The sequence below is a fragment of the Roseibium aggregatum genome (genome assembly GCF_017309185.1).
Classification (GTDB): Bacteria; Pseudomonadota; Alphaproteobacteria; order Rhizobiales; family Stappiaceae; genus Roseibium; species Roseibium aggregatum_B.
Genome location: NZ_JAEKJZ010000003.1, coordinates 277,979 through 297,342, shown reverse-complemented (window position 1 = coordinate 297,342; position 19,364 = coordinate 277,979). Strand labels below are relative to the sequence as shown.

At 61.4% G+C, this 19,364-nt stretch carries 15 protein-coding genes; 12 read left to right on the top strand and 3 right to left on the bottom strand.

All coding sequences use genetic code 11. The features are described 5' to 3' along the window. Positions 1-156: 156 nt before the first annotated feature. Together JF539_RS16540 and JF539_RS16535 are read right to left on the bottom strand one after the other, a co-directional pair. Positions 157-1,092 carry a DNA-binding response regulator gene (locus JF539_RS16540; RefSeq protein WP_209017362.1) on the bottom strand — a complete coding sequence of 312 codons (936 nt, stop codon included), beginning with the start codon at positions 1,090-1,092 and terminating at the stop codon, positions 157-159. After that, the gene (locus tag JF539_RS16535) at positions 1,073-4,501 is read right to left on the bottom strand and encodes an ATP-binding protein (protein ID WP_207141803.1); all 3,429 of its coding nucleotides are present in this window, start codon (positions 4,499-4,501) and stop codon (positions 1,073-1,075) included. Before JF539_RS16535 ends, JF539_RS16540 begins: the two co-directional genes overlap by 20 nt. Before the next feature lie 514 nt (positions 4,502-5,015). On the opposite strand from JF539_RS16535, the gene urtA reads away from it, so the two are divergent. The 7 genes from urtA (at position 5,016) to JF539_RS16500 (ending at position 11,612) form a co-directional block, all read left to right on the top strand. Further along, entirely contained in the window at positions 5,016-6,194 is a 1,179-nt protein-coding gene (gene urtA, locus JF539_RS16530) for an urea ABC transporter substrate-binding protein (protein WP_209017388.1), read from the top strand. Between the two features lie 174 nt (positions 6,195-6,368). After that, positions 6,369-7,295: an urea ABC transporter permease subunit UrtB gene (gene urtB, locus JF539_RS16525; protein WP_207141801.1), complete on the top strand. Its 927-nt coding sequence runs from the start codon at positions 6,369-6,371 to the stop codon at positions 7,293-7,295. Between the two features lie 10 nt (positions 7,296-7,305). Further along, positions 7,306-8,472 (top strand): urea ABC transporter permease subunit UrtC, encoded by a 1,167-nt coding sequence (gene urtC / locus JF539_RS16520; protein ID WP_207141800.1) that lies wholly within the window; start codon positions 7,306-7,308, stop codon positions 8,470-8,472. 12 nt (positions 8,473-8,484) lie between these two features. After that, a complete protein-coding gene (gene urtD / locus JF539_RS16515) occupies positions 8,485-9,240 on the top strand; it encodes an urea ABC transporter ATP-binding protein UrtD (RefSeq protein WP_207141799.1) in 756 nt (251 codons plus the stop codon). A 14-nt stretch (positions 9,241-9,254) separates the two neighbouring features. Next, positions 9,255-9,944 carry an urea ABC transporter ATP-binding subunit UrtE gene (urtE, locus tag JF539_RS16510; RefSeq protein ID WP_207141798.1) on the top strand — a complete coding sequence of 230 codons (690 nt, stop codon included), beginning with the start codon at positions 9,255-9,257 and terminating at the stop codon, positions 9,942-9,944. A gap of 54 nt (positions 9,945-9,998) precedes the next feature. Further along, positions 9,999-11,228: a formamidase gene (fmdA, locus tag JF539_RS16505; RefSeq protein ID WP_207141797.1), complete on the top strand. Its 1,230-nt coding sequence runs from the start codon at positions 9,999-10,001 to the stop codon at positions 11,226-11,228. 9 nt (positions 11,229-11,237) lie between these two features. Further along, on the top strand, positions 11,238-11,612 hold the full coding sequence (locus JF539_RS16500; RefSeq protein WP_207141796.1) for an FmdB family zinc ribbon protein: 375 nt from the start codon (positions 11,238-11,240) through the stop codon (positions 11,610-11,612). 106 nt (positions 11,613-11,718) lie between these two features. Here JF539_RS16500 and JF539_RS16495 read toward each other — a convergent pair whose 3' ends face one another. Then, entirely contained in the window at positions 11,719-12,942 is a 1,224-nt protein-coding gene (locus JF539_RS16495) for a glycoside hydrolase family 3 protein (protein WP_207141795.1), read from the bottom strand. A gap of 186 nt (positions 12,943-13,128) precedes the next feature. Between JF539_RS16495 and JF539_RS16490 the strand changes: the two genes are divergently transcribed. From JF539_RS16490 to JF539_RS16470, 5 genes are read left to right on the top strand one after another with little or no spacing between them, the layout of a single operon-like run. Beyond that, positions 13,129-14,205: a hypothetical protein gene (locus tag JF539_RS16490; RefSeq protein WP_207141794.1), complete on the top strand. Its 1,077-nt coding sequence runs from the start codon at positions 13,129-13,131 to the stop codon at positions 14,203-14,205. 10 nt (positions 14,206-14,215) lie between these two features. Then, positions 14,216-15,349: a hypothetical protein gene (locus JF539_RS16485; protein WP_207141793.1), complete on the top strand. Its 1,134-nt coding sequence runs from the start codon at positions 14,216-14,218 to the stop codon at positions 15,347-15,349. A 9-nt stretch (positions 15,350-15,358) separates the two neighbouring features. Then, on the top strand, positions 15,359-17,308 hold the full coding sequence (locus JF539_RS16480) for an AAA family ATPase (RefSeq protein ID WP_207141792.1): 1,950 nt from the start codon (positions 15,359-15,361) through the stop codon (positions 17,306-17,308). Further along, positions 17,305-18,675 carry a DUF6638 family protein gene (locus JF539_RS16475; protein ID WP_207141791.1) on the top strand — a complete coding sequence of 457 codons (1,371 nt, stop codon included), beginning with the start codon at positions 17,305-17,307 and terminating at the stop codon, positions 18,673-18,675. Before JF539_RS16480 ends, JF539_RS16475 begins: the two co-directional genes overlap by 4 nt. Beyond that, on the top strand, positions 18,672-19,352 hold the full coding sequence (locus tag JF539_RS16470; RefSeq protein WP_207141790.1) for a DUF1523 family protein: 681 nt from the start codon (positions 18,672-18,674) through the stop codon (positions 19,350-19,352). The genes JF539_RS16475 and JF539_RS16470 overlap by 4 nt, the downstream gene beginning before the upstream one ends. The last annotated feature ends 12 nt before the right edge of the window (positions 19,353-19,364 follow it).

Below are 19,364 nucleotides of genomic sequence, written 5' to 3'. Positions count from 1 at the left end.
TGAAAAAGTCCAGCACCCCGCCAACCTGGGCCGCCTCCCGAAACCGGCGGTTTCCAGGCACCTTGTCGGCGGGTCAGACTTTTCAAATGGCTCCGAAGTATCGGCCTCCAGGCATTTCCAGCCAATTTGCAAACCGGGTGTTCGACGGCCTCCCCGTCACGTCTCCAGCAGCTTCCGGAGCGATACGATCGCGGCGGAAGTCCGGTTCTCCACCCCGAGCTTGCCGAAAATTCGGTCGAGATGCTTGTTCACCGTTCTGGGGCTCATGTCGAGGATGGCGGCGATTTCCTTGTTGGACTTGCCGTTGGCGATCCACGTGAGCACCTCCGCCTCGCGCTCGGTGAGCTCGAAGGCGGCCTTCAGCACATCCGCCGGCTTGCCTTCGGAGACCTCGTCGACGCGCAGCAGATGCTCGCCGGCGCTGATCAGCCCGGCATAGCTGAATTTCAGCTCGCGTCCCGCCATCGCGGCGGTGACTTCCTGGCCCATCTGAGGCACCTTGCCGCCTTCGAGCAGCAGCGTGCGCAGCCAGTCGACGGCATGCGACGGCAGCCGGCCCAGCTTGCCCTCCGCACTCTTGTCGCCGACGGCGATCAGCGCCATGGCCTGGGGCGTCGCCCAGCAGATGTTTCCCGAAAGATCCACCGACAGCAGGAAGCGGCCCGAGACGTCGAGCGCCACATGGGCGCTGTGGGAATTGCGCGCATTGGACATATGCACCTTCAGCCGCGCGATCAGCTCTTCCGGGTTCACTGGCTTGGTGATGTAGTCGACGCCGCCCGATTCCAGCCCCCGGACGATATGCTCCGTTTCGCTCAGTCCCGTCATGAAGAGCACCGGCACGTCGCGCAGCGCCTCCACGGCCTTCATGCGCTTGGCGGTCTCGAAGCCGTCCGGTTCCGGCATGACCGCATCCATCAGCACCGCATCGGGCGTCACCCGGTGCGCGATCTCGATCGCCTTGCGGCCGTCCTGGGCGACCAGAACAGTGAAGCCGGCCTCTTCAAGGGCATCGGTCAGCATGCCCAGCGAGGACGGCGTATCGTCGACGACCAGAACGGTCTCACTCACGTTAGGAGCATTCATGATCATGGCCGAGCCCCTCCAGGATCTTGTCGTATTGGGTTAGATCGAATTCGCGGATCAGCTTGCGCATATGGGCGACGAACTCCGCCGCCTGCGGTTCATGGGCCTCGATGTCGTCGAGCTTCGCCCGGATCCCGCGCACATAGCCGATGCTGGAAAGCTGTTTCAGAATGCCGAGGCTTTCCTCCGAAGGCAGGACCATCTTGCCCGGATCGGCTTTTTCCGGCGGCGCATAGGGCTGAAGCGCGGGTGGCGGCTGATCCTCTTCCGTCAACCAGACCAGTTTCAAACCCTGTTGCAGCTTGTCCAGCAGGGCGCTCAGTCGCACTGGCTTCACCAGATAGTCGTCGTGATAGATCCGGTGCAGCGGATCCCGGCCGCTGTCGTCGGCATTGGCGGAGATCATGATGATGACGGCGTCGCCGTGGCCGTTTTCCCGCAGCTTGCCGGCAAGCGACCAGCCGCTCATGCCCGGCATGCTGATATCGAGCAGGAAGGCATCCGGCCTTTCCCTGGCCACCTGATCCAGGCAGGACTGCCCGCCCCTTGCCGCCAGCACCTTGAAGCCGAGCGGCGTCAGGAAATCGGCGACCAGCGATCGCTGGGCCGGATCGTCGTCCACCACCATCACGGTCTGGACCGGCCCTTCGTAGCCGAGGATGCGTTTTTCCGCGCGCACGATCTGGGTCGGCGCCTCGGCCGAGCTCAACAGGATCCGCACCTTGAAGGTGCTGCCTTTTCCCGGTTCGCTCGTCACCTGGATATCTCCGCCCATGACCTCGCTGAGAAGCTTGGTGATCGTCAGGCCGAGCCCGGTTCCGGGCGCCGAGGTCTTGCCCTCCTCCTCGATCCGCTCGAAGGGATTGAAGATCCGCTGCAGGTTTTCCTGCGCGATACCGATCCCCGTGTCGACGACCGAGAATTCCGCGACTTGGCTTTGATAACCGACGACAAGGCTGACGCTACCTGTGTCGGTCCATTTGATGGCGTTCGACAGCAGATTGATCAGCACCTGGCGCAGGCGTTTCTCGTCGCCGAACACATAGACCGGCAGATTGTCGGCGGGCCGGAACTCGAAACGAAGCGCCTTGGCGTCGGTCTGCAGGCGGAACATGTCGACGATCTGCGTCAGGAACTCGTGCAGATTGAAGCGCTCGCGGTAGATCGTCAGATGGCCCGCCTCGATCTTGGAGATGTCGAGCAGCCCCTCGATCAGCCCGGCCAGATGATCCGCCGAATGCTGGATCACCTTGACCGCGTCGCGCCGGTGGGCAGGGATCGCTGGGTCCTTGCGCATGAGCTGGGCATAGCCCGCAATGGCGTTCAGCGGAGAGCGCAATTCATGGCTGATGCCGACAACGTAGCGGCTCTTGGCCTGATTGGCGGACTCGGCGGCTTCCTTGGCCTTTTGAAGTTTCGCGTCGGTGCGTTTGTGGGCGCGCACTTCCTTCATCAGGAGGCTGGTCTGGCGGCGGGTTTCCTCGTTGGCGAATTTCCGGCTTTCGTGCACAAGCACGAAAAGCCAGGCCAGCACCCCCAGGATCACCAGCAGGATGAAGAACACCTGCGTGAGCGCCCGCGCGATCCCCTCCTGGGCTCCATTCACGCCGAGCGTCGCGGCCTCGATAAAGACCAGGTAAAGGATCGCTCCCAGCGACAGGGTCACGATGGTCATGACACTGAGATAGATGCCAAGCCGTGAATTGAGCCATTGCACCGCCGGCACCGGCAAAAGCGCGTCCAGAAGCAGTCCCAGCTGATCGCCGATGCGGGCGTTTTCCTTGCAGTCGTCCTCGCAGCGCGCGTCGAGCGAGCAGCACAGCGAACAGATCGGGCCGGCGTAAACCGGACAATGAGCCATATCCTCGGGCTCGAATGAATGCTCACAGATGCAGCATTTGATCCGGAGTCTCTTGTCGCCGTTTCCGGAAGTCAGGGTCTCCGGGGCCGGTTTTTCCGGTTGGCGCGCGATGTAATAGCGGCCCTTGGTGCCCCAGGCGATCAGCGGCGCGAGCAGGATCGCTGTGAACAGCGCGATATAGCTCGCCAGCGCATGGGCTGCCTGTCCGAACACCCCGGAATAGGCGATGAAGGCGACGATGCTGGCCGCCGTCATGGAGCCGAGGCCGACCGGGTTGATGTCATAAAGGTGCGCCCGCTTGAATTCGATGTGCGGCGGACTGAATCCGAGCGGCTTGTTGATCACCAGATCGGCGAAGATCGAGCCGATCCAGGCGACCGCCACGACGGAATAAAGACCGAGCGTGCGCTCCAGCGCCTTGTAGACGCCGAGTTCCATAAGCGTCAGCGCGATCGCCACGTTGAAGACCAGCCAGACGACGCGGCCGGGATGGCTATGGGTCAGCCGGGAGAAGAAATTCGACCAGGCAATCGAACCGGCATAGGAATTGGTGACGTTGATCTTGACCTGGCAGACAATGACGAAAATGCCGGTCAGGGCCACGGCCACTTCCGGGGTCGTCGCCTTGGTGAAGGCCACCAGGTACATATGCGTCGGTTCGATGGCCTTCTCGGGGCTGAGACCGTTCTGGAGCGCGAGCACGACCAGGAAGGAGCCCATCAGCAACTTCACCACGCCGACGACGATCCAGCCCGGACCTGCCGCCAGCATGGCCAGCCACCACTTCGCCCGCTGACCCTTTTTCTTGCGTGGCAGGAAGCGGAGAAAATCGACCTGTTCGCCGATCTGCGCGATCAGGGAAAACAGCACGGCGCTCGCGGCTCCGAAGAGCAGCAGGCTGAAATGCCCTTCCGTATTGCCGAGCCGGCCGGTGAAACCGCGCCAGTCCTCCAGGGGCGCCATGCCCTGCCAGGCGAGAAACACGAAGGGCAGAAGCTGAAGCACGATCCAGACCGGCTGGGTGTAGATCTGCAGGCGGCTGATCAGCGTTATCCCGTAAATGACCAGCGGAATGACCACGAGCGCGCAGACGAGATAGCCGATGTTGAGCGGAACGCCGAAAAACAGTTCCAGCGCGGTCGCCATGATCGCGGCTTCGAGCGCGAAGAAGATGAAGGTGAAGCCGGCGTAGATCAGCGAGGTAACCGTCGAGCCGATGTAGCCGAAGCCCGCGCCGCGGGTCAGAAGATCGATGTCGACGCCGTATTTGACCGCGTAGAAGGAGATCGGCAGGCCGGTTATGAAGATCAGCAGTCCGACAAACAGGATGGCCGAGACGGCGTTGGTCGATCCGTAATTGTAGGTGATGGCGGCGCCGATGGCCTCAAGCGCCAGGAAGGAGATCGCGCCGAGCGCGGTGTTGGCGACCCAGACCGGCGACCAGCGCCGCGCGCTTTTCGCGGTGAACCGCAAGGCGTAGTCTTCCAGGGTCTGGTTCGCGACCCACTGGTTATAGGTTCGGCGCAAGCGGACGACCCGCTGATGTGTTGTCATTCACCCCAACCATTCCATTCGGCAACGCCCATCAATTGTGCACCGCAACGTCTTTTGGTGCAGCCGACGCTTAATGCTCCGGCAAATTTTTCAAGATGGCGATCGAACGATAGCCTAACAATTTCTAAGCAAATTTCATGCCTACTCCACGAATTTGCAGTGAAATCATCTCCTGAAACATAAATAAATTTACAGTTTCAGAAAAATGAAAACACACTAATTCAGACACAAACCTAATAATTATCTCCAATTGGTCAGAGTTTCACTTACTTGGCGACAAACATATAACTATTTCACGAATTCAAGCCGGTGTGAATCAGTCAATTGACCCACAGCAACTGACGCATTGCGGCAGCGCACAAATTCAGACGAGCCTTTGACCCATGCGGTGGTGCCCGGGGGCGCCCTGCTTAAACCTCAAACCTGGAGGGGTCCAAGTATGCGACGTCTGAAAGACTTGATTGAAAACCGGCTGTCCCGCCGCTCTGTTCTCACAGGAACAGCAGCAGCGGCAATGCTGGCAACCGCCGGCGCGTTCGCGCCGTCGCTGGCCCAGGACGTGAACACGACAGGCCTTGCCGTCACCGATGACACCGTCACGGTCGGCATCCTGCATTCCGTCACCGGCACCATGGCGATTTCCGAAACCGGCTCCGTGCAGGCGGAAAAGCTCGCCATCGAGCAGATCAACGCCATGGGCGGTGTGCTCGGCAGGAAGATCGAATACATTCAGGAAGACGGCGCCTCCGACTGGCCGACCTTCGCCGAGAAGGCCAAGAAGCTGCTCGTCAACGACAAGGTCGCCGCCGTGTTCGGCTGCTGGACCTCCGCTTCGCGCAAGGCCGTCCTGCCGGTCTTCGAACAGTACAACGGCATGCTCTACTACCCGACCTTCTACGAAGGCCTGGAGCAGTCCCCGAACGTGATCTACACCGGCCAGGAAGCCACCCAGCAGATCATCGCCGGCATCGACTGGGTCGCCAAGGAAAAGGGAGCGAAAAGCTTCTACCTGCTCGGCTCCGACTACATCTGGCCGCGCACCTCCAACAAGATCGCCCGCAAGCACATCGAGAAACTCGGCCTGAAGGTCGTCGGCGAGGAGTACTACCCGCTCGGCCACACCCAGTTCAACTCGGTCATCAACAAGATCAAGCTGAAAAAGCCTGACGTGATCTACGCCATCGTCGTCGGCGGTTCCAACGTTGCCTTCTACAAGCAGCTGAAGGCAGCCGGCATCGACATGACCAAGGAAAAGCCGGTTCTCCTGACCATCTCCGTGACCGAGGACGAGATCCGCGGCATCGGCGGCGAGAACATCGAAGGCGCCTACGCCGCGATGAAGTACTTCCAGTCTCTCGACAACGAGAACAACAAGGAATTCGTCAAGGCGTTCAAGGAAATGTGGGGCGACGACATCGTCATCGGCGACGTGACCCAGGCCGCCTATCTCGGCCCCTGGCTGTGGAAGGCCGCGGTTGAAAAGGCCGGCAGCTTCGACATCGACAAGGTCCGCCTCGCCTCTCCCGGCATCGAGCTGACCACGGCGCCGGAAGGCTATGTCCGTATCCACGAGAACCACCACCTGTGGTCCAAGACCCGGATCGGTCTCGCCAAGACGGACGGTCAGTACGACCTCGTCTACGAAACCGAAGAGCTGATGGAGCCGGATCCGTTCCCGGAAGGCTACCAGTAAGCCCTGCCTGAACTCCCCGGCGGAGGAAACGCCCGAGGTTGATCACGGGCTCATTTGAAGGCGCTGCGCGGAAGCAGCCCGCGCAGCGCCACCTCTCTCTCTTCGTACCAAACCCTTTCCCTCGCAGGGGCTTCAAGGCACCCGCCCGCGCCCCGCAGCATGGAGACGTGCGCAATGTTCGCCGACTACACGTGGACTGAACTCGGGTCCATTTTCGCCATGCAGGGCTTCGCCGGACTGATCCTGTTTTCCGTTTTCGTCCTGATGGCCCTGGGTCTTGCAATCATTTTCGGACAGATGGGCGTCATCAACATGGCTCACGGCGAGTTCATGATCCTCGGCGCCTATGTCACCTATCTGTGCTCGAACTTCGTTCAGGCCTACATTCCCTCGCTTTTCGGCATCTACTTTTTCTTCGCCATGGCGCTCGCCTTCGTGGCCGCCGGCGCGCTCGGAGCGCTGGTCGAATGGGCCCTCATACGTCATCTCTATAAACGGCCGCTCGACACGCTTCTCGCGACCTGGGGCCTCAGCCTCATCCTGCAGCAGGCCTACCGCTCGATTTTCGGCGCCCGCGAGGTCGGCGTGTCCCTGCCGAACTGGCTGCTGGGCTCCGTTCCACTCACCGACATCATCGAGATCCCGATCAACGGCATCTTTGTCATGGTGCTCACCCTCGTCATCGCCATCGGCGTCTACTTCCTCCTGTTCCGTTCGCGCATGGGCATGCAGACCCGCGCAGTGGTCCAGAACCGGGTCATGGCCGGCGCCGTCGGCATCAACACCGAAAAAGTCGACCGCAACACCTTCGCGCTCGGCTGCGGCATCGCCGGCATCGCCGGCAGCGCCTTCACCATGATCGGTTCCACCGGACCGACGGCGGGTCAGCTCTATATCGTCGACACCTTCCTGATCGTCGTCTTCGGCGGCGCGGCGAGCCTGCTCGGCACCATCGCCTCCTCCTTCGCCATCAGCCAGGCCCAGTCGACCATGGAATTCTTCCTGTCCGGCTCCATGGCCAAGGTTCTCACGCTCCTGACGGTGGTCGGCATCCTGATGCTGCGTCCCGAAGGCCTGTTCTCGCTGAAAATGCGCCGCTGAGGAGACCGCCATGACCAACGTGAAATCCTTTCTCTCCCGGCAAGACCTTCTCGGTCTTGCCATCATCGCCGCGGTGATCTTCGTCCTCATGCCGCTCGCGATGGACATCTTCCGCCTCAACCTGTTCGGCAAGTATCTGACCTATGCCTTCGTCGCCATCGGCCTGGTGCTCTGCTGGGGCCGGGGTGGCATCCTCAGCCTCGGCCAGGGCGTCTTCTTCGGCCTCGGCGGCTATTGCATGGCCATGTATCTGAAGCTGGAAGCCTCCACCCCGGAAGCGACCGCCATCCAGTCCACACCGGGCATCCCGGACTTCATGGACTGGAACCAGATCACCGCCCTGCCCTGGTTCTGGGAGCCCTTCAACAGCCTGACCTTCACCCTGATCGCCATCTTCGTCGTGCCGGCCGCCTTTGCCTTCATCATCGGCGCGGCGATGTTCAAGCGGCGGGTCGGCGGCGTCTACTTCGCCATCATCACCCAGGCGATCGCCGCGATCCTGACCATCCTGATCATCGGCCAGCAGGGCTATACCGGCGGCGTCAACGGCATCACCGACCTCAGAACCCTCAAGGGCTGGGACATCCGCACCGACGAGGCCAAGTACATCCTCTACTATGTCAACGGCGCGCTGCTGATCGGAGCCTTGGTGCTTTGCCAGTTCGTGCTCAAAAGCAAGCTCGGCCGGCTGCTCGTCGCCCTGCGCGACAAGGAGGACCGCGTCCGCTTCTCCGGCTACGACGTGGCGAACTTCAAGATCTTCGTCTTCTGTCTCGCGGCGGTCCTGTCCGCGGTCGGAGGCGCCATGTTCACGCTCCAGGTCGGCTTCATGTCGCCGTCCTTCGTCGGCATCGTTCCCTCCATTGAAATGGTGATCTTCTGCGCGGTTGGCGGACGCCTTTCGATCTTCGGCGCGGTCTACGGCACGCTGCTGGTCAACTGGGCCAAGACCACCTTCTCCGAAACCTTCCCGGAGCTCTGGCTCTTCGGCCTCGGCGCGCTGTTTATCGCCGTCGTGCTCGTCTTCCCCAACGGTCTGGCCGGTCTCTACCGGACCTACCTCGGTCCTTACGTCGACCGCTGGATATCGAAAAAGCCTCCGTCGGGCGGCACGCCGGCCCCTGCGGCCACTCCGGCGGACTACGACGCAGATCCAGCCGCGAAACCCGCCGAGTAGGAGTGTGAACAAATGAATGTCGTCAGCAACAACACAGACTTCCTGCTCTCCGTGGAAAACCTCACGGTCTCCTTCGACGGGTTCAAGGCGGTCAACGATCTCAACCTCTATGTCGACGAGAACGAGATCCACGTCATCATCGGCCCGAACGGCGCCGGCAAGACGACGGTCCTCGACCTGATCTGCGGCCGCACCAAGGCCACCGACGGGTCCATCAAGTTCCGCAACAAGGAACTGACGGAACTGCGCGAGCATGAAATCGTCCGCGAGGGCGTCGGCCGCAAGTTCCAGAACCCGACCATCTACGAGGATCTGACGGTCTTCGAGAACCTGGAGATTTCCTTCCCCCGGGGCCGCAGCGTCTTCGGCGCGCTGACCTTCAAGCGGGACGCGGAAGTCGTCACCCGGGTGCGCGAGATCGCGGAAATGGTCTTTCTCGACACGCTTCTCGGCATGCAGGCCGCCCTCCTCAGCCACGGCCAGAAACAGTGGCTGGAGATCGGCATGCTGCTCATCCAGGACCCGGAACTCCTGATGCTCGATGAGCCGGTCGCCGGCATGAGCGTGTCGGAGCGCAAGCAGACCGCCAAGCTCCTCAACGAGATCACCAAGGGCCGTTCGGTGATGGTGGTCGAGCACGACATGAAATTCGTCGAGGACATCGCGCACCGGGTCACGGTCATGCACCAGGGCAAGATCCTCGCCGAAGGGTCGATGGCCAAGGTCCAGGCCGACCCGAAGGTCGTCGAAGTCTATCTCGGTCACTAGGAGGCACCGCAATCATGCTGAATGTCGCGCAATACCACGTCGCCTATGGCCAGAGCGAAGTGCTTCACGGCCTCGACTTCACGGTCGCCCCCGGCGAAATCATCGCCATCATGGGCCGCAACGGCATGGGCAAGACCACGCTGATGAAGTCGTTGATGGGGATCGTCCCCACCAAGACCGGTGCCGCCGCCGTCGACGGCATCGATATCACCACGCTGAAAAGCTACGAGCGGGTCGCCAAGGGGATCGCCTATGTGCCCCAGGGCCGGATGATCTTCCCGACCATGACGGTCCAGGAAAACATCGAGACCGGCCTGACGCTGAGCGGCAAGTCCAAGGTTCCGGAAAACATCTACGAGCTGTTTCCGGTGCTCCTTGACATGAAGGGCCGCCGGGGCGGCAACCTGTCCGGCGGTCAGCAGCAGCAGCTCGCCATCGCCAGGGCCCTGGCGACCGACCCGAAGGTGCTGCTGCTCGACGAGCCGACCGAAGGCATCCAGCCCTCGATCATCCGCGAAATGGCCCGCGTCCTGAAACGCATCCGCGACGAGCGCGGCCTGTCCATCGTGGTTTCCGAACAGGTCCTGTCCTTCGCGCTCGATGTGGCGGACCGGGTGCTCGTTCTCGAAAACGGCCGTCTCGTTCACGACGAGCCGCGCTCCAGCGTCGACGAGGAAAAAGTCGCCGCCTTCCTGTCCGTCTAACCCTTTTTGAAGTCCAACCGCGCCCGGTGCGGGTGCAAACCAGAGGAGAGCCCAATGGCAGACACACTGATCTCGGTAGACCTGAAAGAGTCTCCCCATACCAACGAAAAGGTCCACAACCGCTGGCATCCGGATATCCCGATGGCGGTCTGGGTGGAGCCCGGCGACGATTTCAAGATCGAGACCTATGACTGGACCGGCGGCCAGATCAAGAACGACGACGACGCGGCGGACGTGCGCGACGTCGAGCTGGAGCAGGTCCACTACCTTTCCGGCCCGATCGGCGTCAAAGGGGCGGAGCCGGGCGATCTCCTGGTGGTCGACATTCTCGACATCGGCGCCAAGGAAGACATGCTGTGGGGCTTCAACGGCTTCTTTTCCAAGCAGAACGGCGGCGGCTTCCTGACCGAGCATTTTCCGGAAGCGCAGAAGTCGATCTGGGACATCGAAGGCATGTTCACCCGCTCCCGTCACGTGCCGGGCGTCAGCTATGCCGGTCTGATCCATCCGGGCCTGATCGGCTGCCTGCCTGACCGCAAGATGCTGGACATGTGGAACGATCGCGAAAAGAGCCTGTTCGACACCGACCCCGACCGGGTGCCTGCACTAGCGGCCCTGCCGAACACCCAGTCCGCCCACATGGGCCAGCTCAAGGGGGAAGCCCGCGACGCGGCGGCCGCCGAGGGCGCACGGACCGTGCCGCCACGCGAACACGGCGGCAACTGCGACATCAAGGACCTGTCGCGCGGTTCCAAGATCTACTTCCCCGTCTATGTGGACGGTGCCGGTCTTTCCATGGGTGACCTGCACTTCAGCCAGGGCGACGGCGAGATCACCTTCTGCGGCGCCATCGAAATGGCCGGCTGGCTGCATATCCGGGTAAACCTGATCAAGGGCGGCGTCTCCAAATACGGCGTCAAGAACCCGATCTTCAAACCTTCGCCGATCACGCCGAAATACGACGACTACCTGATCTTCGAGGGGATTTCGGTCGATGAGGCCGGCACCCAGCACTATCTCGACGTTCATGTCGCCTACCGCATGGCCTGCCTCAACGCCATCGAATACATGAAGAAATTCGGCTACACGGGCGCGCAGAGCTACGCCATCCTTGGGACGGCTCCGGTGCAGGGTCACATCTCGGGCGTCGTCGACATCCCGAACGCCTGCGCAACCTTGTGGCTGCCGACGGATATCTTCGACTTCGACATGATGCCGGGTTCCGACGGACCGACGAAATTCCTCGATGGCTCTGTCGACGTGCCGTTGGCACCCGATCTTTAAGGACGTCACATGCCGGTCTACGATTACCTTTGCACCAGTTGCGGTCCGATCACAGCGTCCCGGCCCATGTCGGCTCACGCGGATCCGATCGAATGTCCGGCCTGCAAGCAGGAGGCCCCCAGGGCCATCCTGCAAGCGCCGCACATGTCCGGCCTGTCTCCGGACAGCCGGAACGCGCACGAGCGCAACGAAACCGCCCGCCACGCGCCGAAGTTCTCGACCAAGGCGGACCGGGAAGATCGCGCCCGTGAGACGAAGAAACGCCACCCGGCGGGATGCTCCTGTTGTTCGGGAACCAAGGGCAACTTCCGCTCCAGCGCGGTCTACCGCCCTGACGGCAGCAAGACCTTCCCGTCAAAGCGGCCGTGGATGATCAGCCACTGAAGTCCGCAATTCTGAGGGCGGGTTTTCGACCCGCCCCAGGGCTTCTGACGCTCCCTCGAATCGTCATTCCGGACAAGTGAGGCGGGAGCCGGCCGACCCTGGTTTTTCATTCCGCTTCCGCCCCGTCCAGGCACCTGCTTTCTTCCACCGGTTCCGCCAACCGGCCTTTCAGGGCGAGAACGCGTTCAGAAGCGGCATCGATTTTCGCGATCAGGTCCGGATCGCTTTCTGCCGCCTCTTCCAGGATATCCGCGACCTTCACCGGAATATCCGGATCGGGGTGCTTGTCGTTGGCAAACAGCAGGATGTCCGTTCCCGCTTTCACCGCCCCGACGACCGTTTCCTTCAACCCATACGTCTTGCGGATCGCGTCCATCTGCAGATCATCGGAAATGATCACCCCGTCATAACCAAGCTCCTTGCGCAGGACTTGCGACAAGGCCGAAACGGACAAGGACACAGGGACGGTTTCCTTCGGGTCCTGAAGGGCGCTGTTATGGACATGCGCGCTCATGACCAGTTCGGCGCAATCGCCGGAGATCAGGCGCCGGAACGGTTCCAGTTCCCCTTTCGACCAGGTCCGGGACACATCGACAAATCCCGTGTGACTATCGTTCCGGCTCGACCCGTGCCCTGGGAAATGTTTCAGAGCCGTCAGGACACCGTTGCTGCGATGCCCGTCGACAAAGGCCGCCGCATAGCGGGTCACGACCTGCGGATCGCCGGAATACGCCCGGTCCAGTCGTCCGATGACCGGATTGCGCGGATTCGCGTTCAGGTCCACCACCGGTCCCAGATTGAGATTGAACCCCCAGCCTGACAGGTTCCTGGCAAGCGTGGCGTAAAGGGCCGACGCCCTGGCGGGGGCCACCGATCGCGCCATGCGACGGGCCGATCTCGTTTGCGGAAAGCCATGCCGCGCCCGCAGCCGCTGAACCTTTCCCCCTTCCTGGTCGATGGCAAGCAAAGGTTTCGCGAAGCCGGTCGGCACATCGCTCAGACCGGAATTCATACGGCTGACGCTTTGCCGGTTCCGGATATTCCGGCCCAGATAGAGGACACCCGTGATCTCGCCAGATTGAAGCTGTTCGCGAACCTTCTTGAACCCCGGATGGTCGCGTGTGTCTCCCAGGAAACCGACGAGGATCATCTGGCCGATCTTCCGCCTCAGCTTCCACGGCTCTTCGGGCTCAACGTCGCCATCAGTCCCGTTTCCCGTAACGTCGGAAGGACGGGCCTCCTGCGCACGGAGACCGGTGAAGGCAGCCGTCGCGCCAAGTCCGAGAAGAACGACAAGACAGCCGACCGAGAGAAAAGTTGAGCGCCTCATCGTCCGAACCCAATCCGTGCGGGCCTGGAACATTTTTGCCCCGATGGTGCGCATTCGCGGCACATGGTAATTTTCGCTACGATTTGCATGCCCTGAGACATTGGGTGTAATTGTATTTCAACATTTTGTAACTAGATAAACTACGCGACGTTCAAGTCATTCTATCAAGTTTTTCAGGAGGGGCCGATGGCGGATTTCAGCGCTCAAATCGAACGATCCAAAAAGGAAGTGGAAACGGCCCGGCAGAAGATCAGCGATCTGACCTCGAGGATCGAAACGGCCCAGTCCAAACTCGCCTCCGGCCAGGACATTTCCATCGACATCGAGAACGCCACGCTCGACGACGTCCACGCCCATACCGAGCTGATGGGCGCCAATATCGCCGAACTGATCATGGGGCTCGACGACGTCACGGCGACCTTTTCCAAGGATTTCGACGCGATGCGGACGAAAACCGGCTGGGAAACATTTATCGGCTTCTTCTCCAAGGATCGGGCGGACAGCATTCGCCAGGAACGCATGCGCACCGCCAGCATCGACGACAAGCTGCAGGACCTGATCTCGAAGTCGAACGTGATCGGCCAGTTGCTCCAGGAACAGCTCAACACGCTGAACGAACACAGCAAGCGCGTGGAAACGAACCTGAGCGGAACCCTCGCCCAGCGCGAGCAGACGGTTTCCAACCTGGAGGAGATCAAGCAGAAGCTTGTCGCCATGGATCCGGACATCATCGCTCTGGAAAACAAGATTTCCGTCGAAACCGACGCCGCCGCGCGGACCAAACTGGAAAGCGAACTGGCGGAACTGAACACAAGATACAATGAGCTGGCCCAGGAAGAGCAGGTCAAACTGGCCGAGAGCCAGACGCTCGAGCGCTATATCGAAAAGGGCAAGACCTGGGTGGACAGCCTGCAGAACCAGGCCGCGACCCAGATGGTCCTGATCAACAAGCTGCAAACGGACACCAAGCAGCGGGTCGTGCTCTATGACGCCCTGGTCAAATCGTTGAAAACGGCGCAGCAGCAGGATGTCGCCCACCGGATCAACGAAATCGGCGTCGCCACCGACAAGGAGGCCCAGTCCGCCATGGCGGCCATCGGCTCGGCCACCAACCAGCGCATGGCCGACATGATGGAGCAGCACGAGGACCACATGGTGTTCGCGCGCAAGGTCCTGGAAGAGAAGGCCAAGTCGGACGAGCGCTTCGCGCGCCGGTTCGAGAAGATCGTCGAGAAGCACGACAAGAACGCCTACGGCGCCTGAGGGCTGACCCTTGGATCTGACCCTGGATCACCGGACCCTGGAAGCAGCGCATGAAACACGGCGCTACTTCTCGAAGTTCGAACGGATCATCTCCCACCTGAAAGGCGTGGCCGCCAGCGTCCTGTCGGAAGACACGGCGCTCGAAAGCGAAATTCCGATCCTGCAGGACTATCTGAACGGACTTGCAGGCACTTTCAGCGCACTCTCCTACAAGTACCTCTTGACCGGGCGCGTCTCCGACAAGCTGCCGAAGCTCATGAGCATCGACCGGCAGGACAGCGGCTTCCCGGTCTACCAGGAACTGCTTGAAATGGCGAATGACGCCATGCAGGCGAAGCGCCACCTGGCGTCCCTGCCGGACATGCGCGATCTGAAACTGCGCATGCTGGATCATATCCTGCGCGAGCAAAGCGCCCCGGTGAACCTTCAATTCGCCGCCTCGGAGCGAAGATACTACGAGGTACTGACGGACGCCCCGCTGTTTTGGGCGCGCAACGATCCACGCGCGGCATGGACCGGAAACGTTTCGGAAAATCGCCGGAAATACCGGCTGCACTGGGCGGTCTACGACAGCCAGCAGAACATTCCGCTCGTCTATGTGATGGATCTGGAGGACACCGGCAAGAAACCGCTCGCCAAGGACGAGCGCCGCTGGCCACGGGTTCAGGGCCATCTGAGCGCGCAGTCGTCGTCATCGCTGAAACTGGTGACAATCGCGCGCGGATTCGACCGAGATTTCGACGACCTGCACCCCAAGAGACTGCGCCGGTTTTACGTCGGCCCAATGTACAGTCACGTGTTCACACAGCAAAGCGGACCGCTGCGCGACGTTCTCGGCCAGGCCGGCGGCAAGCCCGGTGACGACTGGGCGCTCGCCTGGACCACCGAAACCCTGGTCGCCTCCAGTTCGAAGCAGGAGTCTACCGGCTTCTTTTCCTCCGTGGAACGGCAGATCTATCAGCTCGATCCGTTCGCCGCCTCCGGCCAGGCGCCGGACGACGCGGCCGGACACACCCACCAGCAGCGCTCCCTCATTCTGCCGCAGCGGCCGTACCAGATCCTGGAGGAACTCGCGCCCCCCGGCTTTGCCAACATCCGCAAGTATGCCGTCAGCCCGAGCGGCAAGATCCTCAGCTACAGATAGGTTTCGCGCGTGACGACTTCCAACGACCTCATGGAACTGAAAGAAGACCGCATCCGCGAGAAGTACCCGCTTGCGGAAGCCATGCTTGCCGGCTTCGACCACACGCCCCGGATCGCGGCCAAAAGCCAGCCCGACGTCGTTCAGGAACGCTCTCCCGGTCTCGGCACCAGGCGGCGGTTCCGCTCCACGACCCCCGGCCTGGTCACCCGCTCGACGGCGCGGCCGGAAGGCGTTCAACTGAGCGTACGCATCCTCGAGTGCGACGACGACCCGCTGACAACCCCGTCGCAGGCAAGCGTCCTGCGCGCGCTGCGGCGGGCCATCGCCGTGGCCCATGTCGCCTCCGACCAGTTCGCCGAGCAGACCGAACTCGCCGACCTCAAGCGCAGCAACCTTGCCGGCACCCTTGACGCTTCGCGCAAGGACCGGTTTCAGCAGCTCCTTTCGGCTTCGGCGCTGATCTCGCTGCATGTGTTCGCGAACATGACCGACTTCCTGCTGTCGGGCCTTGTCGGCACCACGGAGGAAGCCACCGTCCAAAGCGGCGAGGTCGAGGAAATCCTGCTCGACAACGATCAGCTCGCGCTGCACGGCATCCTCTGGGAGCTGGATCAGGAAATCGCGGCGGCACAGGTCGAGACCGACAGCCAGCTGATCGACCTGATCACATCCTTTTGCGAACAGCTCATGGAAAAGGTGGCGCTGCGCGCGGAAAATTCCCTTGTGCTGCATCCTTTCAGTCAGTCGCGCTACCGCGTCGAGGCCGACGACTTCGAAATCACCGGCTTCACGCCCGCCGCAAGGGCCCGCACGGCAAGTCTGTCGATGGCCTTCAAGAAGCCGGAAGAGGTTGTCGGCAACCACATCGCCAAGTACCAAGCCATGAAGCTTGCCAAGATGCTGATGGCCTACGACTTCGAGCACAAGCTCAACCCCTTCGCCGAACTGGGCGGTTTCATCTTCACCTTCATGGGCGACGGCAAGCCCGGCACGGGCAAGACGACGCTGATCCAGATGATGGCCGGATTGATCAACGACTACTGCGCCAATGCCGGCTACCCGTTCCGCTACCAGAACCTGTCGACGGAAAGCATCGACAGCTACCAGGGTAAGTCCGCCCAGAACGCGAAGGCCTTCATCAAGACCGTGACGGACCCGAACGTGATCGGCTTCGGCACCATCGACGATATCGACCAGCTTGCGGGCAAGCGGGGCGACCGGCAGTCCTCGGCGGGTCAGCTTGAGATTACCGCCGTGCTCATGGAAAGCTTCGCCGGCGCCAACACCGTGGTCCGCGGCAACTGCACGTTCGGCATGTTCTCCAACTATCCCGAGAACGTCGACGATGCGCTGCGCCAACGGGCCGGAGCGCGCTTTCTGGTCGATGGACCGCAGACCAGAGAGGATTACATCGACATCCTCCATCTGCTGATGGGCAAGAACCATGCGATCCCGGTCGGAGACCACGACCTCTTCGAGGCCCAGGCCATCAAGAAGGCGGTCGCCGCCTCCTACGACCGTCATTCCCGTCCGCAGGAGGACGCCCTTGCAAAAGTGTTCGACGAGGTTCAGGCAAAGACCGGCCCATTGGACACGATCGCGAAAATGGGCGCCTACCTGAAAGCCATCCAGGAAGCCGACGAAAGGTTCACCGGCCGGGCGATCAAGAACATCACGGACGCCATCAAGGTCCGTGCCATGGATTTCGAGTTGCCGGACGAATGGATGGAAAACCCGGACCTCTTCCTGTTCAAGGATTACGCGACCAAGAAATCCATGATCGCGGACCTGGCCCAGCCGATCACGGTCGACATGGTGATCCAGGAAATCAACCGGTACGCCGACAGTGAGTTCCGGTACGCCGACAAGTCCGACGAAGCCGCCATCGACAATGCGGTCAGGGACATGCAGCGCATGGAGGAAGCCAAGCGCCGCTTCATGGAGGCGTCCCGCTCATGATGCGGCTCGTCAAAAACGGGTTGATGTACGGCAACCTGGTGGAAGTGTCCTCCCCGTCCCTGGTCGGCCGCTACAATCGCGCCCTCGAGCATCTCACGGGCAAACGAACGTCCCTGGAAGAATTTCATATCGACATCTCCGGTTTCTCGCCGGAAATCGGCGACGAGCTGGACGACCCGCTTTATCTCAATCCGAACGGCTGCAATCGGCAGTTCATTTTCCTTTCGGTGGCCCAGAGGTCGGCGCCCCTGCTCAACGCCCATTTCTCCACGTCACGGTCCATTCTCAAGCGCTTCATCGAGGCGAACGAGGATCAGCTCTTCGCGCTGTCCATTCGCGACGCCGTAGTCGGCGAACTGCTGAACTCGGTGTTTTCGATCGACAGCCCCCGCGATCTTTTCGACATCCGCAGAATCGAGGTCGAGGCGGATACGGTCGGCGCGCATGTCGAAGCCAGCGAGGACCTGTCGCACAGGATCGACCGTTTCCTGAACGAACCGGACGGCTGGTGGGACGATGTGCTGATCGCGGAGATGGTGGAACTCGCCAGGCACACCGGCGACATCGTCCGAACACCTCTGTCCCTGCACTCGCACAGTTTCGAGCAGGGCAACTTCTACACCTCGCATTATGGCGGGCTTTATGTTCTCCGCGACGTCAAACAGACCGCCTGCATTTCCGCGGCGGCGCTGGATACGGATCCCGGCGACCTGCCGGTGGACCAGCTCCTGAGCCTGGACGATCGTGAGGCTGTCGCTGTCTATCTGCTGAAAAGCGGCCTGATCGAGTCGATTGTCGATGTGATGAAGGCGGACGCTGCCCCCGTCTTGAAGCAGAAGCTCGATTTCATCGTCATCGACACCGCCGCCAATCAGGGCGAGAACCTGTCAGGGATCAAACGCCACGACCTCAGGTCCCTGAAGCGCAAATACCGCAGGGACCTGCCGGACGCCTATCACGCTTTGGAAGAAACGGTACGGCAACTGAGTTCGGGGTCGCGCATTCGACGGCCGGCTCCGGACGACCCCGCCTTCTTCTATCTGTTCAGATCCGCGAACCACCGGGACAAGCCTCTGGTCAACATGCTTCTGGCGGAACTGACACCGCTGGATTTCCGGCAGCTTTTCATCTGCCACAAGGACGCATTCTACAGGCACTACAACACCTGGACGGATGCCAAAAGGACCTACGCGGCAAGGTTTCTCGCCGAGGAATACATGCTCGACAAGGTTGGAACCCGCGAAGAGCTTTTCGGACCGGAACCCGACATGTCAGAGGATGCGGAGGTCTCCCGCCCCGACGACAGAATGGGGCCTTGGGGCGCAAGACCGGAATTTGAAGACGACGAGTGGGACGACGAGCGATGAAATACTTGAAATGGATCATCGGCATTCCCCTGGTGCTCGTCATCGTGCTGTTCGCGCACTACACCCTCCCCGGCCGGGACGTGGTCCGGGTTGTCGGAACCGACGTCAAGCGAATGGATATCGGCTCCTCATCCCTGTTCTGGGCCGCGCCCGACGCCGGCACCAACACGAGCTGGACCCGGGATGTGCGCTTCATCAACACGGTCTGGCCGAACGGAGACCCCCGGGTCTACCGAAACGAGGACACCGACTGGGGCTGGCCTCCCTATTTCAAGTTCGACAGCAGCAACATCACCGCCCAGGCGCAGGATCTCGTCAAGAAGGAGGGAGACGTCTGGGTCGCCGTGACCCATTACGGCTGGCGGATCAAGCTCTTCACCATCTTCCCGAACGCCATCGACATCGAACAGGTCTCCGGTCCCGACGTCTTCCTCATTCCATGGTTCAACATCATCTTCTTTGCGGTCGTGCTGCTCATCCTCTATCTGGCCTACCGCACGATTGACGCCTTCAAACGCAGACGCATAGATCCCGTCGTTGCGAATATCGACGAATTCATTGACGATGTCGGAGAAAACGCCGAACAGGCGCGGAGCCACGCCCAAAGACACGCAAGCGCGGCTACGAGCGGCTTCCGCCAATGGTTCCGGCGCTGGTTCGGGGCGCCCAAAAAATAAACTCGGTATAAC